A 15,063-nucleotide genomic window follows, 5' to 3' on the forward strand; every position below is an offset into this window, starting at 1 on the left:
CGTGACCTAACGTGTCACGGCCTGGGCATCTAATGGAGACGCAAGGTAGAGGAGGTACGGGCAACTTGGCTTCCCTAGAGCGAAGAGACAGCGATGACGAACTTGTTGAACTTACGGCGCAAAAATTTCGCCGCAAAAGTTATCAAAAAAGCGGCCAAAGGGCCTGTTCAAGTCTTTCGAACCTATTCAGTTATAACTGCACTAGAGTCCTACTGCGACAGGAGTTACGAACTGTCACACTGCCGCGCACAGCCCTGTTCAAACCGGTTATCAAATGGTTATCGCGCGGAGGGGCTGATTACCGGCTTGAGGCATGGTTCGAAAAGGTCATTAAGGGCACTGGAGCGATCACGAGGCAAGCCACTCGAATTCGTCAGGCAGCAGAGGGAATAATCGGGGGCCAGTCAGCATCTGGATTGCAGATAAAAGTTACTCCGACGGCTCTTCAGGTCAGCGATGAAATCTCAGTTCTCCATTACCGATTTACTGGTCGCCATGACTCTCGTCGCGATCGCGGTGGGGTTCGCCCTGCGCTTGGAGGAAGAGCCTCTCGTTGGCTGCCTGGCGGTGACGCTGTCCCTGAGCGGCATCGTTGGTGGCGTCGTGGGCATCTGTTACAGCCATTTGCGGCGCTGCGCAGGGTGGGGAATGATCGGCGGGGCAATGGGTCTGCTGTTCACCTTCTGCTTCGTCAAATACTACGGTTACTCGTTGCACCGCGACACAGTGGCTGGAATTGTGGGGTGGTCGCCCGTTTTCGCGTTCGCCTTCGCCAGCGTCGCCGCAGTGTTTCACCGTCGAAGCTGGGACATTATCCTGTGGCCAACGGTGAACTTTGCCGCCGTGGTGATCGTGCCAGGCTCGCTTGCCTTGGCAGGTGTCTTTGTGGGAGCTGCCTGGGCTCGCGTCATCGGCCAGCCCTGGCAATCGCCCGTGGGGTCGGGAGAGGTCTTCTTTACGATCATCTTCGCCCTTTGCACTGCTGCCGCGATGATTACCGGCGTGCTTGTGGGCAGCTTCGGCTTATTGATGCGCGACTGCTTCTGTCACGAATTGGCCATGCGCGACTATGCGAAGAACCGCTGGCCAGGGGACCTGAAAAAAGCCGTCGAACCGCTAGCAAAAGAATCGCTCGTTACGGAAAATAAGCTGGATGAAAATTGTTGAACTGAATCATGTGGCCATTCATGTGGCTGACTTGGAGAAGAGCCGGGCGTTCTTTCGGGACGTGCTGCAGCTAGCAGAGATCGCGCGCCCCGCGTTCGATTTTCCGGGAGCCTGGTTTCGCTTGGGCGAGCAACAAGAGTTGCACCTGATTGCCGGGCGAAAACTGGAAACCCGTTCTCACAACCGTGGCGATCACTGGGCGCTGATGGTGGACGATCTGGACGCCTGGGAGACTCACCTGACGGCGGTCGGTTACCCGTTCTTTCCTCGCAAGCGCCGGCCCGATGGCGCGGGGCAGGTTTTTTTAATTGATCCCGATGGTCATTACCTCGAACTCTGCACCCCTCCTGGTGTCCCGGGAGGTGAAAAGAGAGAATGAGTCGAAGCGAGCAGGCAGAAGCAAATACGAGGAAGTGAAGACCGGAAATTTCCTACCGAGTGCGGGAAGCAACGGCTGTGATTTTTTCTGGTCGACACAAATGCCGATAGAAGGAGTGTCCCTCAAGGTCTACTTCGTCGTCATGAAGGTTCGTAAAACGCGGTTTGTGCGATAATTTTTCCTGATTCCTGCCAAAATTACGAGCACCGCGATTTGGGTTTTCGAAAGCGCCGGCTAGAATTGATGTAGAGAGCGTTCCTCCAGTAAATGGCTGAGATGATTCGCCATGTCTGACCCCAACCGCATCCGCCGCCAACAAATTCTTCGGGAAGCCGAAGGTTATTTGGACCTCATTACAGTCTTTGGCGGTCGGTGGCCGTGTCGCTCCGATGCTCGCGACAAATTGGCTCTGCGAGTGCTGGCAACCTTGGACCGGATCGATAATCCAGGTGGTTTGCGATCGCATATTCAGTTCCTGCGCGGCCAAGCCTTGCGGACCATGGAACGCTATGGCGACGCGGTAAAGCCGCTGCGAGAAGCAGCGGACCTCGAGCCCGAGAACTTCCACATTCGGCTGGCTCTTGGCTGGTGTTATAAGCGAGTCAAGCGACTCGACCTGGCCATTCAAACATTGGAAGAAGCGTTGGAAGCTGACGCCGAACAGGCGATTTTGCATTACAACCTGGCTTGCTACTGGAGCCTCGCTGGCAACGCAAAGACGGCCTGCACGTACCTGGCTCAAGCGTTTGACCTGCAACCCGACTACCGAGATCTGGTTGGTAGTGAACGGGACTTCGATCCCATTCGCCGGCATCCGTACTTTCAGTCGCTGACGAGCGTCATCGTTTGAAGGTCGGCATTGTCGCTCGTTGCGTGGGCGATCACCGGCGCCATGTTAGGCAAGCTGAATACCTGAGCGAGAAGCGTGAGCGCGCTGACGCTTTCGACCCTGGGTGATCTCATTTGCTGAAATACGACCGCAGCACCAACTGGGGAAAGATCCAGGCGTCGCGAGCATAGCGACTGGCAAGGCGGCGAGGTTCGGTCGCCAGGCGATGCATCCACTCGATGCCTAGGCCTCGCATCCAAACCGGTGCCCGACGTTTTTCGCCCGCGAGGAAGTCGATCGTCGCACCCACGCACAGGACGGCTCGGGCAGCGATGCGGTCGCGATGCTGATGGACCCACAGCTCTTGCTTCGGGGCACCCACGCCGACGATCAGCAGTTCGGTTTCGGCAGCGGCGATTTGAGCGAGGATCTTGTCGTTCTCTTCGGCCGATTTTTCGAAGCCCAGCGGCGGACTGTAGCAGCCGGTCACTTGGACGTGCGGCCAGCGACGTTCGATGTTCTGGGCGGCGACTTCGGCCACGCCCGGCATGGCGCCAAGCAGGTAGGTTTTCAGGACGCGGTCTTGAGGAGCGGCAGCGAAAATGGCCGGTGTCAGATCCGAGCCGGGAATGCGGTCGGGCAAGCTGCGTCCAAGCAGGTGTGAAGCCCACACCACGGGCGCGCCGTCAGCGAGGATCAGTTCGGCATCTTCGTAGGCGGCTTGCAGGCCAGCGTGATGTTGCAGCAGGACGATGTGGTCGACGTTAGGCGTGACGACGTAGCGGCAGGGCCCCGGCGTGGCGGTCCACTCCAGTACCGTGCTCACGGCCTGGGCCATGGTGAGTGGGTCCATGGCCACTCCCATCAAGCTGACGCGATCGGGCCGAGCTGAGTCAGATTCGGGCAGGTCCGATTGGGGTGGGCAAGTCAGAAGGGTGCCTGTCATGCGGTCCTCGTGGCTGGTAGGTACCAACGACAAAGCCGGCAGAATCGCTTCCGCCGGCCCGTCGCTGTTTCCCCGTCTCAAGTCTTTGATCTGATCCCCGCAGCGTTGCGGCCGCCAGGACAATCAACTGTAGGTTGCGGTTCAGCCTTTCGACCGGCAATTACGGGTAAAATCGTGGGTTGCCGCTAAGTCGATTGGGGCCTACGCTTTACTGCCGAACTTGGTTAACGTAACGCAGTCAGCTGATGAAGGCCCGCTGACACAGCGGATTGGGGCGCCGGGCGGATGCCGGCGTGAGCCTGGTGCGAGTGAGATTGGTGGCAGTGTGGTACCGAAGAGACTGACGAGCTCTATCCTCGCCGGCATTGCGAGAATGCTGAGCGGGGCAACCGTGCGCTGGCACGAGATTGAGCCCGATCCCTGTCAGCGCATCTACTTTGCCAACCACACCAGTCACCTCGACGCTCTCGTGCTCTGGTCGTCGTTGCCCCGTCCGGTGCGCGAAGTAACCCGGCCGGTAGCTGCCAAAGACTACTGGTCGAAGGACCCCGTCCGGCGGTATGTCGCCAGCTGCTTCAACGCCATGCTGATCGACCGTGAAGAGATTAAAGTCCATCAAAGCCCGGTCGACGTGATGATTCGCGAGATCGGGCTGAAGTTCTCGCTGATTGTGTTTCCCGAAGGAACACGCAACCGCGACGAAGAGATGCAAGAGTTCAAGAGCGGCCTGTACTACCTGAGTAAGAAGCGGCCCGACCTGGAACTTGTCCCCGTTTATATCGACAACCTGAATCGCGTCTTGCCACGCGGTGAGTTTTTGCCCGTACCACTACTAAGCTGCATCACCTTCGGCCCGCCCATGTGGCTGGAACCGAAGGAATCGAAAGTCGAGTTTTTGAAGCGGGCCCGCGATGCCGTTCGCAGGCTGAAAGACGTATGACCCCCGAGCTGTCCTTTATCGCCGACAACCTGGCCCTGCTGGGGCAATGGCCGCGCTCGATCTCGGTTCCCGAGATCACGCTCGACCTGCGCACGCGCGTGCTGCTCGGCACGGTGCTCGGTCTGCTGATTGCGGGTTACTTCATCGGTCAGTTTTTGAAACGGCAACCCGAGAGCACTTCGAACCCGGCCGTCGTCCGCACCTTCAACTTGCGCGTCCGTGCCTGGTGGATGATGTTCTCCATTCTGGCCGCGGGCTTCTTGATGGGTTACTCCGTCACGCTCGTGCTGTTTGGCGTGATCTCGTTCTGGGCTCTGCGCGAGTTCATCACCATGACGCCCACGCGCCGCGGGGACCACCGCGCGCTCTTCTGGACCTTCTTCTTATTCACGCCGCTGCAGTACCTGCTCGTCGGCTTGGGTAAAGAGTTCTACGCCATCTATACGGTGATGATTCCCGTATATGCCTCGCTGATCATTCCCGCGCGCATCGCCTTCTCGGGCGATCCTAAGCGGTTCCTGGAACGAACGGCCAAGATTCAATCGGGCCTGCTGATTTGCGTCTACGCGCTCAGTCACGCGCCGGCTCTGTTGAGTCTGGAGTTGACCACCTCGAAGGGAGATCCTTGGGACCTGTTTGTCGCGACGAGCAGCGGCGAAGTATCGCCCGATGACAATCCGATGAACACCGAGCCTTCCATCAGCGCTGCGCCGCCGGCTCCGGCGGTAAAGAAGGCCAAGCAGCCCGGTAGTAACGCCGGCCTGCTGTTCTATTTTATTCTGCTCGTCCAGCTGAACGATGTGTTTCAATATGGCTGGGGGATCTTGCTCGGCAAGCATGTGATTGCCCCGCAGATCAACGCGAGTCGCACCTGGGAAGGACTCGTGGGAGGTTGCTTGTGCACGATGCTGCTGGGCACGTTGCTCTTCTGGGCGACGCCGTTTGAAGTTTGGGAAGCTGCCTGCATTTCGCTGATCGTGGCCATTATGGGCTCGGCCGGTGGCATCACCATGTCGGCCATTAAACGCGATCGCGGCGTGCGTGATTACGGGACACTGGTGCAAGGTCACGCTGGCGTGCTCGATCGCATCGACTCGCTCTGCTTCGCAGCCCCCGTCTTCTTTCACATCACCCGGTTCTTCTTTACGAACTGGTCGTAGTCCCTTCGCCCATGCGTCGGGCTACTTAGAACAACTTCATCTGCTCGATCAGAAACCCGCCGAAGAGGAACGAAAAGAGATTCGCGGCGACAATGGCTGCACAGTCTTGTAGCGTGCTCTGCCAGCCGACTTTCTCTTGCACGCCATCGATTTCTTTCGCCTGCGGTGCGAACGCCCAGACAAAGATGAGGCACTCGGCAATGGGAGCAAATGTCTCGGCAACCACGAGGTAGGCGGTTTCTCCCCAGTAGTGCCACACGGTGAGAGGCAACAGCACGACGACAATCGGATACGTGCAGGCCGTCAGCCAAACGCCCGCGAACAATCGCCGCTGCCACGAATGTCGCTGGCTTAAGCCCAACAGCAGGACAGGCGTCTCCAGGACGATGGTCAGCAAAAATCCCCAAGGGAGAAATTGCCACAGTTCAGCGATGTCAGGAGGCATGAACTACAGCAGCCTCAGCAGGAACGGCACTTCGGCCAGCACGTGCAACATCGCCACGGTGAAATAGATGTTCCGCGTCAGCGGATAGTCGGCCGCAAAGCCCGCCCACAGAACAAGCACCACGAGCAACCCGATTGCTAAGACGCTGGCGATTGCCACTCGCCAAAACTGATTCCGGCGAGCGAGGGGCGTTTGCGATAGTTCCCAAGGCTTGCCCAATCCGGCGAGCAGCGGCACGGCGATCAGCCACACGCCATAGTGCAGCATCTCGAGAAACGTATGCGTCGCCACCAGCAGGTGGGTCGAAACTCCGCTGAGAATCCCATCTCCCGCATGCTGAGAAATCTGCAGCGACAGCAGATCCTCGCCAGGAAGATTCGGCGTGTTGCGCAGGGTCCACCAGAGCAGGCCGAGCAAGAGCGGCAGCAACGCTAGACAGCTGCGATAGGCACCCAGCCACGGAGACTTTGCACGAGCCAGTTCGCGTTCCAAAAAACAGAGGGCCACCAGCGGATGCACATACACGAGTGCCAGGCTCCAGCCCAAGGGCCACAGCCAATTGAGGCCAATCAGCAAGAGCCCCAGTGGTATCAACAGCCGCCAATCGCGCCGTGGATTCTGCCCGCTGCGTAATAGTGCCAGCGAGACGATCCACACGACCAACGCTGTGTTCCATAGGGCGATCGTCGAGAGCCAATCTTCGGCGGTCCAGTCGGCAGATCGCCCCAGCCAGGGAAACAGTGCCTGCCACGCCGAGAGCAGAATCGTCCCGCCGATTCCCAGCGAGAAGTAGGCCGTCAGCGGGCCCCACTTCGCCGGCATGCGGCGCAGCATGTAGCGGGCTTCCATCCAGTTGTGCGGCCCGGCAAACAGAAAGACCGCCGCGATGGAAAAACCCAAGGGAGCCCAAGCCGCGAGGAACCAGGCAAGGGCCACGAACGAAGCAACCACCGGTACCGGCCACCAGGCAATGCTGAAGGCCGGTGCGTTGAGTTCGCTTTTCGCGGGTAGACTCGCCGAGGTCGACAATCGAGCTGCTCCCTACTTGCCGTGTACGGTCAGAGTGACCTCGGTAGCGTCCGCCGAGTACTCGATGAGAATCTGATCGCGTGCCGCAACCGCTGGCCGTGGTCGCACCGGACCATTGGGAGTAAAAGGCTGTCCCGGGACGCGAATATCAGCCTGCGCGGCGCCGAAGATCCCCAGCATACAGGTCACGCCTACCACGGCCGCTTTGTGACTCGTTTTCAGCTTCTTTCCCCGCACCACAAACACGATGCTAAGCGCCGCCAGCGACAAGGCAGTTGCTGCAAATACCGAACGCTGCGCTGGCGTGATCAAAGCGCCCGATCGTGGCGGGGACGCATTCAGCGGCGGTGCCGGCACCGCCTTCGGCGCGGCAGCGGGTGCCACTTCGCCCGGCTTCATCGACAGCGGGATCACGATCTTGGCTTGAATGCCTTCAGCGCTCAGATCGGCCGTCTTCATCACGACGGGCACCTTCACTTCCTGCTTCACCGGCTTGGGTGGCTCGCGATATCCGGGGGGCGGAGGAGCATTGGCCAGGGCATGGCCGGCGGCGAAGACAAGAAACCCCAACACGATTCCCGCGGTACCAAGTCGAAACTTCATGACAGGCATTCCTGGAGTGAGTTGCCAGCGGACGAGTAACCTCATTAGAGCGTGAATGCTTCCTAGAGATCAACATTCCTTCCCTAATGGTGTTACAAACGAGTGACATCAGTATTTGCCAGCTGAGCGAAACAGAACCCCGACACCCTGACGGTGTTGAACACAACATTCGCTGGCGGCAGACATTTGTCGCCGCGGACTGATTGCTTCTCGCTCAGCGACATGCGCACAATAACGCGAACTGCGGCAGGCCCGAGTGTCGTACTCGGCGGTCGCGCTCGCTCTACCCGTCAGGAGTCGTTCACATGCGAAAGACTGTTTCGTTTGCCAGTCTGCTGGTGCTGATCTGTGGTTTCACCGTCACTGCCCAAGCCGCCAACAAATGGGGCTTGAAGGAAGGCGCTCCGGAACTCAAGTCGGCCGGCCATCTGGCTGTTGGTCCCGACGGCGTGCTGTTCATCGGCGATACCAAAGGCGCGCAAATCGTCGCCATCGACACCGGCGATGCCAAGGGTGACGCCTCGAAGGCCAAGTACGAGATTGCTAACCTCGACGCGGCCCTGAGCGCCGCAGCTGGCGGCTCAAAGGTCACCGTCAACGATCTGGTGGTGAATCCCGCCAGCGGCAACCTGTTCCTGTCGGTCACCAAGGCCGACGACAAGCCCGCCATCATCAAGATCGACTCGACCGGCAAGGCCAGCGAACTGTCGCTCGCCAAGGTTGCGTTCCAAAAGCTGGCGTTGCCCAACCCGCCCGAAGATAAAGTCGTCGGCGAAGGAAAGCGGGCGCGCAATCGTCGCAACGAAGCCATCACCGACATGGTCTACTCCGATGGCAAGGTCCTGGTCACGGGCGTGAGCGCCGATGCTTCCCCCTCGATCGTCCGCGAAGTCAGCTTTCCCTTCACTGAAGCTGATCCCGGCACGCCCGTCGAAATCTATCACGGGGCCCACGGCAAGCTAGAAGATGCTGCCATCCGCGCCTTTGTTCCGTTCACCATCGACGGCCAGCCTTCGATTCTCGCGGGCTTCACCTGCACTCCGCTGGTTCGCTTCTCGGTGAACGATCTCGACGCCGGGAAGAAGGTTCGCGGCACCACGGTCGCTGAACTGGGCAATCGCAACTCGCCGCTCGATATCGTGCTGTACGACAAGGGTGGCGACAAGTTCCTGCTGATCGCCAACACCGCCCGCGGTGTGATGAAGGTCAGCACCAAGGATATCGGCCGCAAGGAAGGGATCACCGAACGCGTGGCCGATACCGCCGGTCAAACCTACGAGACCATTGCCGACCTGCAAGGGACCGTGCAGCTCGACAAGCTCTCCGACACACAGGCCGTGGTGGTCATCAACAAGGATGGCGCACTGGCATTGAAGACAGTCGCCCTGCCGTAAGTGCCGGTTAGCCTTTTGCCTCGCTAATCTGTTGAGACACGTCCCCTAGACGTGTCTCTTTTTGTTGACACACGTTGCTTCTCTTCACCGGTACAAATCTCACTTAAGACCCGCTCGCCGCAACTCGCCGCGTGTTGCCTTTGGGCATCATTTTGTGGACTGGCAACGTGCGGCTGTTGCCAAAACGCCACGTGTGGCAAGAACACGATTTTCGCACAGGCAACTACAATCCGCCTGTTTTCTCGCAGATTCTGCGACTTCCCGCCAATGGACCACGCTTTGGCATGCGTTGCTTTCAACCCTGCAAAGCTTTGGCATGAGCGCTGCTTTGTTCCCGCCCCGTACCAGAAGGTAGCGGAGGCGGCGTGTCCCCATCTCCGCTTTGTCCGTCAATGGACGACGGGCACACACGATCATTCGTGTCTGCAGTTTTTTTTCTAAACGATTCGAGGAGATTGGAATGAAGAAGGTTTTTGCGCGGATGTGGTCGGAACAGGACGGCGTCCTGTCGTTTGAATGGGTGCTGCTCGTGACTCTGCTCACGTTCGGCATCGTCGGTGGCATTGCTGCCGCCCGTGATGCGATCATCGACGAACTGGGCGACGTGGCTCAAGCCATGCTCTCGCTGGATCAGTCGTACACGGTTGCATTTCCGCTGTTGGTGGAAGTGCACGCTCCCAGCACCAGCGGTGGTAGCGATTCGCTGTTCACCGATGCCGCCCTGTTCACCGATTGCGGCCGCGCTGCCTCGCCGCTCGGTCAAGACGCGACCTTTGGTCTCGACAGCCCATCGTAATCTGATTGTGACTTGCCTGACTGCCTAGCGATCTGGCGAGTTGCTCTCAAAACGCTGCTGAGGTCTGCCCGTTTCAACACTGGCAGGCCTCGCGCTGTTTCTTGGCTTGCCTTAAACATCCTTCCGGCGGTTCCGCAAGGTTTGCGCCAGCGTGGGCACGTCTTGCAGGGGCGTCGACTGCGTCGAACTCGAAGAAGAACTGCGGATGGTCGGCCGCGGCTCACGAAACAGCCGAATCACAAACCACCACAGCGCCACGCTGAGCAGCACCACCGAAGCAAGCGCGATCATTCCTTCGCGGAGCAGGCGATTGCCAAGCTGGGCCACGGGTGCCACCACAAACCGGTAGTCTTCCTGCATCAGCACCACCAGGCCTGAATCGGCCTGCGAGGCATCGGGCAACTTCACATGGGCGGCCACGCCAATCCAGGGGCGATCGAAACCACGCTCTTTACCCAGGGGATGATCTCCGAGCGGATCGTGATAGGTGCCGCGCTCGGTTCCCGGCAGTGCCTCTCCCTGCATGATCTCGCTCGAAACTCGCTTTTCAAAGATGTCGGCCGGCAAGCGTTGCTTTTCGTTGCGGAGCAAATCGTACAGCGGGTGATGTAAGATGGTGCCCGCCGATTCGCCCTGGCGGCCATCGACGAGCACCGGGAAGTGATCGACTTCGACCACTTGCTGGCCTTCTTTGTTCTTATCGGCCACTAGTTCCAGATCACTGAGATTGACCGTCAGCACCAGCACGCCGATGAAGTGCTTGTCTTCATCGCGCAGCGGGGTGCTGACCGCGACCTTCCACCGCTGTGTCGAGCTGCTCTGAAACACGCTCGAAAGATTCGTCTCTTCGATGTGCTTCGCGTTGGGGTTAGCCCGGGGAAACTCCGGCAGCTCGACGGACAGCCCCGAGTAATACGAGCGATGCGCCACATTCTTGCCGATGCTGCGGGAGACGGCATCTTCGTCGAAGACCACGGCCAATTGCGTGCCGTAGGCATCGGTGACGAACATGCTCGCAAACTTCGGTGCCCGGCCATCCAGCGCGGCGGCTGCCTGATAGCTCCGAAATCGCTTGTCGAGATACTCGTTGAGGTCTGAGCGGACTTTCTCGTTCAGGAATTTGGGGCGGGCTTCGTTCATCTTCGCATCGGTGACTTGCGCGTCGTTGAGCGTTCCCAGCCATTGGCTCTTCTCCAGCACGGCGGCCAGATGCGTAGCCAAGTCTTCGCGCTCGGCCTCCTTGCGCAGCACATCGAAGTAGCTGGCAATCTTGACGGTTACTTTTTCAGCTGCCAGCTGCGCGGCGAAGTCGTTGTTGTCCACCGCTCGGCTGCGAGCCATCGCTTCGGTTTCGCGAAGTGCCTGCTCGTAGCCACGAAAACCAAACAGGGCCATCGCCGATAGCAAAATCAGCGGACCGGCAAAACCCAACACGAGCAGCGGTCGGCGCGCACGAGCTTTGTCGCGAGTCGCCAGCGCGTCGAGCACTTCCTGCACGTTGGCAAAGCGATCTTGTGGATGCGGCGCCAGACAGCGGTCGATGATGTCGGCCAGCGCCCGGTCCATTCCGGACACGCGGCGATGTTCGGTCGGCAGCGGAGCGGAAGTGATCAGCCGGCGATAGCGAGCCAGCCGATCGGCCAGGTCTCCGGCCGTATCGATGTGCGTGACGGAGTCGTCGTTGCGATGCGGAGGCAGACCAACGAGCAGACAATACAGAATCGCGCCTAGCGCGTAGACATCCCAGCGGACATCGGGCACCGCCTGCAAATCGGCCTGCTCGGGTGCCATGTAAAAGAGCGTGCCGAGCGCCGGGCGCTGTTCGTGCGAGAGCCGCGATTGACCAAAATCGGCGAGTCGCGGGCGATTGTCGGAATCGAGCAGAATGTTTGCCGGCTTCAAGTCGCAATGGAGCACGCCCTTGCCGTGTGCGTGCGCCAAGCCCGTGGTAATCTCGCGCCACAAGTCAACTGCGTCTGCGATCGAGAGCGTACCTTGCCGCCGCAGCAACTCGTCGAGCGAGCCGTTTTCGATGTACTCCATCACGTAGTACGGCGGATCGGCGTCCCAGCCCACATCGAGCAATTGCACGACGTAGCGATCGGCTGACAAGAACACCAGCTTTTCGACTTCCCGCGACAGCAGCGACCAATCGACACTGCGGCGGTGCGCATAAAACTTGATCGCCACGCGGCGGCCCGTGTTTTGATCGAGGCCGACCCACACTTCGCCGTAAGCACCCGTGCCCAGCAACCGCTGAGCCTCGTACCCCGGCGCCTGCGTCGGTGGCTGCGTACTACGCATGCTCAGATCGCGCGAGCGCTGTTTATCGTCGTCGGACTGTTGCTCGGTAACGTCGGCGCTCATGGTCTCATCGGCAAAGGGCGAAGTGTAAGTTATGGTAACACAGGTCGAGGCATGTGAGTTCGGGGGACGATCTTGAAACGCCACCGCCCCTGCGGCGGTGGTTCATTGGCTTCTGCACTAGCAGAGGTCAGAAGTCGGGGTCACGGCTTGAAACGCCACCGCCCCTGCGGCGGTGGTTCATTGGCTTCTGCACTAGCGGGAGTCGGGGGGCGGGGGGCGGAAGTCAGAGGTCGGGAATCGGGAAACAGGAACTATGAAGAATTCGGCGACGTTCACCACTGTGATGGCAGCCCTTTGCTGTCTGTTACCAAACCGTTCATCAGCGCAAGAACCCAAATTAGATGGTCGCGAAGGGCGGCAACTGTTGCTGGAAAACTTCCGGCCCAAGTCGCTGTTGAATGTGCCAGAAACCAAGCTGGCAGGGGCGAAGTTCCCGGCGATTGATATCCACTCGCACTTCCGAATTCGTCTGCGTCATTCACCAGAACAACTCGACGCGTTCGTCCAGGTGATGGACCGGCAACGTATCGCCCTGTGCGTCAGTCTCGATGGTCAACTGGGCGAAAGCATCGACGAGCATGCCAAGTACCTGCACACCAAGTATCCCGATCGGTTCGCGATGTTTGCCAATCTCGATTGGCAGGGGAAGGGCAAGCCTGACCAACCCGCCACTTGGGATTGCAACCGCCCCGATTTTGCTCATCGGATGGCCAAGGAACTAGCAGATGCCAAAATGCGCGGTTGCTGCGGACTCAAGATTTTCAAATCGTTCGGGCTCGAATACAAAAATGCCGACGGCTCACTCATCAAAATTGACGATCCGCGGTTCGATCCCATCTGGCAAGCCTGCGGTGATCTCGATATGCCGATCATCATTCACGTAGCCGACCCGGTTGCCTTCTTCCTGCCGATCGATGAGAAAAACGAACGCTGGGAAGAACTGCATCGTCGGCCCGAGTGGAGTTTTTATGGTCCACAGTTTCCTGCGCGGGATGATCTACTCGCGGCCTTCCACCGAGTCGTAACGAAGCATCCAAAAACGACGTTCATCGGCGCGCACATGGACAGCAATGCCGAAGATTTAGCCGCAGTGGCGAAAGCGCTCGACGAGCATCCGAATTTGTATGTCGAAATGGCTTCGCGAATTTCTGAACTCGGGCGGCAACCTTACTCCGCCCGTAAGTTCCTCATCAAGTATCAGGACCGCGTGTTGCTCGGCACCGATGGTCCCTGGCCCGAAGAACGCCTGAAGCTTTACTGGCGGTTTCTCGAAACCGAAGATGAGTATTTTCCCTACTCGGAAAAAGACTTCCCGCCGCAAGGGCTATGGCAGATCTATGGCGTGCATTTGCCCGACGAAGTGCTGGAGAAAGTTTACTACGAGAATGCTCTGAAATTGCTGCCGAGCATCAAAGAAAAATACGAGCGCGCAGCTGCGAATGTGCGCTGAATCACACAGTATGGCAGCAGCAAAAAACGGCCGACTTTTCTCCTGGATTTCATTAGCATGCAAACTATGAGATTGGCTATACTTCTCCGCACAGAGATGATTGGTGGACGATAATCATTCCGTAGTAATGGAACGGGCCATGTCGGATTCGAGCGAGAAGATTTCGGTTGCCTGTCCGCAATGCTTCAAACGCCTGTCAGTTCCCGCAACCACCGTTGGCAAAAAAGCTCGTTGCCCCAATTGCCAAATGGTCTTTAGGCTGGAGCCGATCTGCGACGCAGAAGTCGTGCCTGAATTGGCACCACTTCCCTCCTGGAACGAGCCTGCCGCGCACTCCAATGCTTGGGGGCAGCCTACACCGCCTGCTCCTTACGGTTATGACCAGCAGTCCAGCTTCCAGCCCGCGGCACCGCCCTTGCCTACGTCGAATTTTCCGCAGACGCAGTTTACTTCGTTGTCGGTGAATTCGAATCCCTATCAAAGTCCGTCATATCAAAAACCAGCGTATAGCAAACGCAAATCTCGTGGCTTGAGCAATTCCGCCTTGGGTGGGATGGCCGCGATGGCCATTGCCCTGGTTTGGTTTTTTGGCGGTCTGGCTTTGGGGGTGATCTTTATCTATCCCCCGATCATGTTTGTGATCGGCTTCTGTTCGATGATTGGCGGTCTCGCCGGTGGCTCAAGCGACGATTGACGCGCGGCACACGCGATCGGGCTAAGGCTTGATTTGCTCCACTAGCAGAATCTGCTTCTTTGCGCGGTTGATACCAACGAGTCCGCCTGTGACAGGATCGTGCGCGATGCCTTGGCCGGTGAAAGGCGCTTTCTCTTGGCCGACGAATTCAAGTTCGACCGGCGTCTTCTTGTGCGGGCGTGATTCGTCGGGGACCTTCAGCCGGTAGAGCACGCCATGGTCGTGATCGGTAACCAGGAGCGTATCGTTGTGCCAGATGCCGCCCGAGATGCTGGCTGTGCCAATCTGCTTGATGACTGCGGCGGGATAGACCCAGCGGCCCGTTTCCTTCCATTGATCGTCGAAACGCACGAGGAAAGTCTCGTTGTTTTTCGGACCGTACAGGGCGAAGTTGCACCACCAAGCATCGCCACGTTTGATCGCCCACGTCAGGCTGCCGCCGAAATTGCCAAAATCCTTGAACACGGCAATCTCCATCGTCGCCGGATCGAGCAGCATGATCTCGCTCCGCTCGGGAGTACGCGGATAGTTCGAGTGGGCGCAATACAACTTGCCCTCGTGGAAGAATCCGCTATTGAGATGCTTCACCGCGACTTGGCTGGTGCTGAGTGCGACACGCTCGCCTGACTTGCGATCGTATTTTGCGATCTTGTCGTTGGTGATTGCATAGAGGAACTTCTCATCGGCGGCAGCAGCCTGATGAGCCACGGCGGCATCGATCACGCGAGTTTGTTGCCATTCTGCTATGACGGGCTGCGGTTCGATCGCCTTTGCTCCACTGGGGAGACAAGTGGCATTCAGCACTGCGAAAGCAGGAAACGCTACGGCAATGGCAGCCACGAGTAATTGCTTGTGCATGGCACG

15 protein-coding genes are annotated in these 15,063 nt (G+C 58.7%); 9 read left to right on the forward strand and 6 right to left on the reverse strand.

The features are described 5' to 3' along the window. The first annotated feature begins 456 nt into the window (after window positions 1–456). From NA78x_RS20155 to NA78x_RS20165, 3 genes are all read left to right on the forward strand, one after another. Window positions 457–1,167, forward strand: a complete 711-nt coding sequence (locus tag NA78x_RS20155) for a hypothetical protein (protein ID WP_425614173.1) — start codon at window positions 457–459, stop codon at window positions 1,165–1,167. Further along, the gene (locus NA78x_RS20160; protein ID WP_425614174.1) at window positions 1,154–1,546 is read left to right on the forward strand and encodes a VOC family protein; all 393 of its coding nucleotides are present in this window, start codon (window positions 1,154–1,156) and stop codon (window positions 1,544–1,546) included. The genes NA78x_RS20155 and NA78x_RS20160 overlap by 14 nt, the downstream gene beginning before the upstream one ends. Window positions 1,547–1,832: 286 nt before the next feature. After that, on the forward strand, window positions 1,833–2,396 hold the full coding sequence (locus tag NA78x_RS20165) for a TPR end-of-group domain-containing protein (RefSeq protein WP_425614175.1): 564 nt from the start codon (window positions 1,833–1,835) through the stop codon (window positions 2,394–2,396). Between the two features lie 109 nt (window positions 2,397–2,505). Here the strand turns inward: NA78x_RS20165 and NA78x_RS20170 are convergent, their stop codons facing one another. Then, entirely contained in the window at window positions 2,506–3,321 is an 816-nt protein-coding gene (locus NA78x_RS20170) for a WecB/TagA/CpsF family glycosyltransferase (RefSeq protein ID WP_425614176.1), read from the reverse strand. Window positions 3,322–3,694: 373 nt separating this feature from the next. On the opposite strand from NA78x_RS20170, the gene NA78x_RS20175 reads away from it, so the two are divergent. Further along, window positions 3,695–4,261, forward strand: a complete 567-nt coding sequence (locus tag NA78x_RS20175) for a lysophospholipid acyltransferase family protein (protein ID WP_425614177.1) — start codon at window positions 3,695–3,697, stop codon at window positions 4,259–4,261. Continuing rightward, window positions 4,258–5,421, forward strand: coding sequence for a phosphatidate cytidylyltransferase (locus NA78x_RS20180; protein WP_425614178.1), 1,164 nt, complete (start codon window positions 4,258–4,260; stop codon window positions 5,419–5,421). The genes NA78x_RS20175 and NA78x_RS20180 overlap by 4 nt, the downstream gene beginning before the upstream one ends. A 25-nt stretch (window positions 5,422–5,446) precedes the next feature. On the opposite strand, the gene NA78x_RS20185 is transcribed toward NA78x_RS20180, so the two are convergent. From NA78x_RS20185 to NA78x_RS20195, 3 genes are read right to left on the reverse strand one after another with little or no spacing between them, the layout of a single operon-like run. Further along, the gene (locus tag NA78x_RS20185; RefSeq protein ID WP_425614179.1) at window positions 5,447–5,866 is read right to left on the reverse strand and encodes a hypothetical protein; all 420 of its coding nucleotides are present in this window, start codon (window positions 5,864–5,866) and stop codon (window positions 5,447–5,449) included. Window positions 5,867–5,869: 3 nt separating this feature from the next. Further along, window positions 5,870–6,895: a hypothetical protein gene (locus tag NA78x_RS20190; protein WP_425614180.1), complete on the reverse strand. Its 1,026-nt coding sequence runs from the start codon at window positions 6,893–6,895 to the stop codon at window positions 5,870–5,872. Window positions 6,896–6,907: 12 nt separating this feature from the next. Further along, a complete protein-coding gene (locus tag NA78x_RS20195; RefSeq protein WP_425614181.1) occupies window positions 6,908–7,498 on the reverse strand; it encodes a hypothetical protein in 591 nt (196 codons plus the stop codon). Between the two features lie 305 nt (window positions 7,499–7,803). Here NA78x_RS20195 and NA78x_RS20200 point away from each other — a divergent pair, with 305 nt between their 5' ends. Both NA78x_RS20200 and NA78x_RS20205 read left to right on the forward strand, forming a co-directional pair. Next, window positions 7,804–8,892 carry a hypothetical protein gene (locus tag NA78x_RS20200; RefSeq protein ID WP_425614182.1) on the forward strand — a complete coding sequence of 363 codons (1,089 nt, stop codon included), beginning with the start codon at window positions 7,804–7,806 and terminating at the stop codon, window positions 8,890–8,892. A gap of 460 nt (window positions 8,893–9,352) precedes the next feature. Then, complete coding sequence (locus tag NA78x_RS20205; protein WP_425614183.1) at window positions 9,353–9,688, forward strand: Flp family type IVb pilin; 336 nt, start codon at window positions 9,353–9,355, stop codon at window positions 9,686–9,688. A gap of 111 nt (window positions 9,689–9,799) precedes the next feature. Here NA78x_RS20205 and NA78x_RS20210 read toward each other — a convergent pair whose 3' ends face one another. Next, window positions 9,800–12,055: a serine/threonine protein kinase gene (locus NA78x_RS20210; protein WP_425614184.1), complete on the reverse strand. Its 2,256-nt coding sequence runs from the start codon at window positions 12,053–12,055 to the stop codon at window positions 9,800–9,802. Window positions 12,056–12,308: 253 nt separating this feature from the next. Between NA78x_RS20210 and NA78x_RS20215 the strand changes: the two genes are divergently transcribed. Both NA78x_RS20215 and NA78x_RS20220 read left to right on the forward strand, forming a co-directional pair. Continuing rightward, window positions 12,309–13,505 carry an amidohydrolase family protein gene (locus NA78x_RS20215; protein WP_425614185.1) on the forward strand — a complete coding sequence of 399 codons (1,197 nt, stop codon included), beginning with the start codon at window positions 12,309–12,311 and terminating at the stop codon, window positions 13,503–13,505. A gap of 139 nt (window positions 13,506–13,644) precedes the next feature. Next, window positions 13,645–14,199 carry a hypothetical protein gene (locus NA78x_RS20220; protein ID WP_425614186.1) on the forward strand — a complete coding sequence of 185 codons (555 nt, stop codon included), beginning with the start codon at window positions 13,645–13,647 and terminating at the stop codon, window positions 14,197–14,199. A 21-nt stretch (window positions 14,200–14,220) separates the two neighbouring features. Here the strand turns inward: NA78x_RS20220 and NA78x_RS20225 are convergent, their stop codons facing one another. Next, window positions 14,221–15,057 carry a hypothetical protein gene (locus NA78x_RS20225; RefSeq protein ID WP_425614187.1) on the reverse strand — a complete coding sequence of 279 codons (837 nt, stop codon included), beginning with the start codon at window positions 15,055–15,057 and terminating at the stop codon, window positions 14,221–14,223. Window positions 15,058–15,063: the final 6 nt, after the last annotated feature.

It is taken from the genome of Anatilimnocola aquadivae, assembly GCF_049819085.1.
In the GTDB taxonomy this organism is placed as follows: domain Bacteria; phylum Planctomycetota; class Planctomycetia; order Pirellulales; family Pirellulaceae; genus Anatilimnocola.

Coding starts and splice junctions, on each gene's coding strand:
- NA78x_RS20155 (WP_425614173.1), top strand. CDS start 457: ATGAAATCTCAGTTCTCCATTACCGATTTACTGGTCGCCATGACTCTC.
- NA78x_RS20160 (WP_425614174.1), top strand. CDS start 1,154: ATGAAAATTGTTGAACTGAATCATGTGGCCATTCATGTGGCTGACTTG.
- NA78x_RS20165 (WP_425614175.1), top strand. CDS start 1,833: ATGTCTGACCCCAACCGCATCCGCCGCCAACAAATTCTTCGGGAAGCC.
- NA78x_RS20170 (WP_425614176.1), bottom strand. CDS start 3,321: ATGACAGGCACCCTTCTGACTTGCCCACCCCAATCGGACCTGCCCGAA.
- NA78x_RS20175 (WP_425614177.1), top strand. CDS start 3,695: ATGCTGAGCGGGGCAACCGTGCGCTGGCACGAGATTGAGCCCGATCCC.
- NA78x_RS20180 (WP_425614178.1), top strand. CDS start 4,258: ATGACCCCCGAGCTGTCCTTTATCGCCGACAACCTGGCCCTGCTGGGG.
- NA78x_RS20185 (WP_425614179.1), bottom strand. CDS start 5,866: ATGCCTCCTGACATCGCTGAACTGTGGCAATTTCTCCCTTGGGGATTT.
- NA78x_RS20195 (WP_425614181.1), bottom strand. CDS start 7,498: ATGAAGTTTCGACTTGGTACCGCGGGAATCGTGTTGGGGTTTCTTGTC.
- NA78x_RS20200 (WP_425614182.1), top strand. CDS start 7,804: ATGCGAAAGACTGTTTCGTTTGCCAGTCTGCTGGTGCTGATCTGTGGT.
- NA78x_RS20205 (WP_425614183.1), top strand. CDS start 9,353: ATGAAGAAGGTTTTTGCGCGGATGTGGTCGGAACAGGACGGCGTCCTG.
- NA78x_RS20210 (WP_425614184.1), bottom strand. CDS start 12,055: ATGAGCGCCGACGTTACCGAGCAACAGTCCGACGACGATAAACAGCGC.
- NA78x_RS20215 (WP_425614185.1), top strand. CDS start 12,309: ATGAAGAATTCGGCGACGTTCACCACTGTGATGGCAGCCCTTTGCTGT.
- NA78x_RS20220 (WP_425614186.1), top strand. CDS start 13,645: ATGTCGGATTCGAGCGAGAAGATTTCGGTTGCCTGTCCGCAATGCTTC.
- NA78x_RS20225 (WP_425614187.1), bottom strand. CDS start 15,057: ATGCACAAGCAATTACTCGTGGCTGCCATTGCCGTAGCGTTTCCTGCT.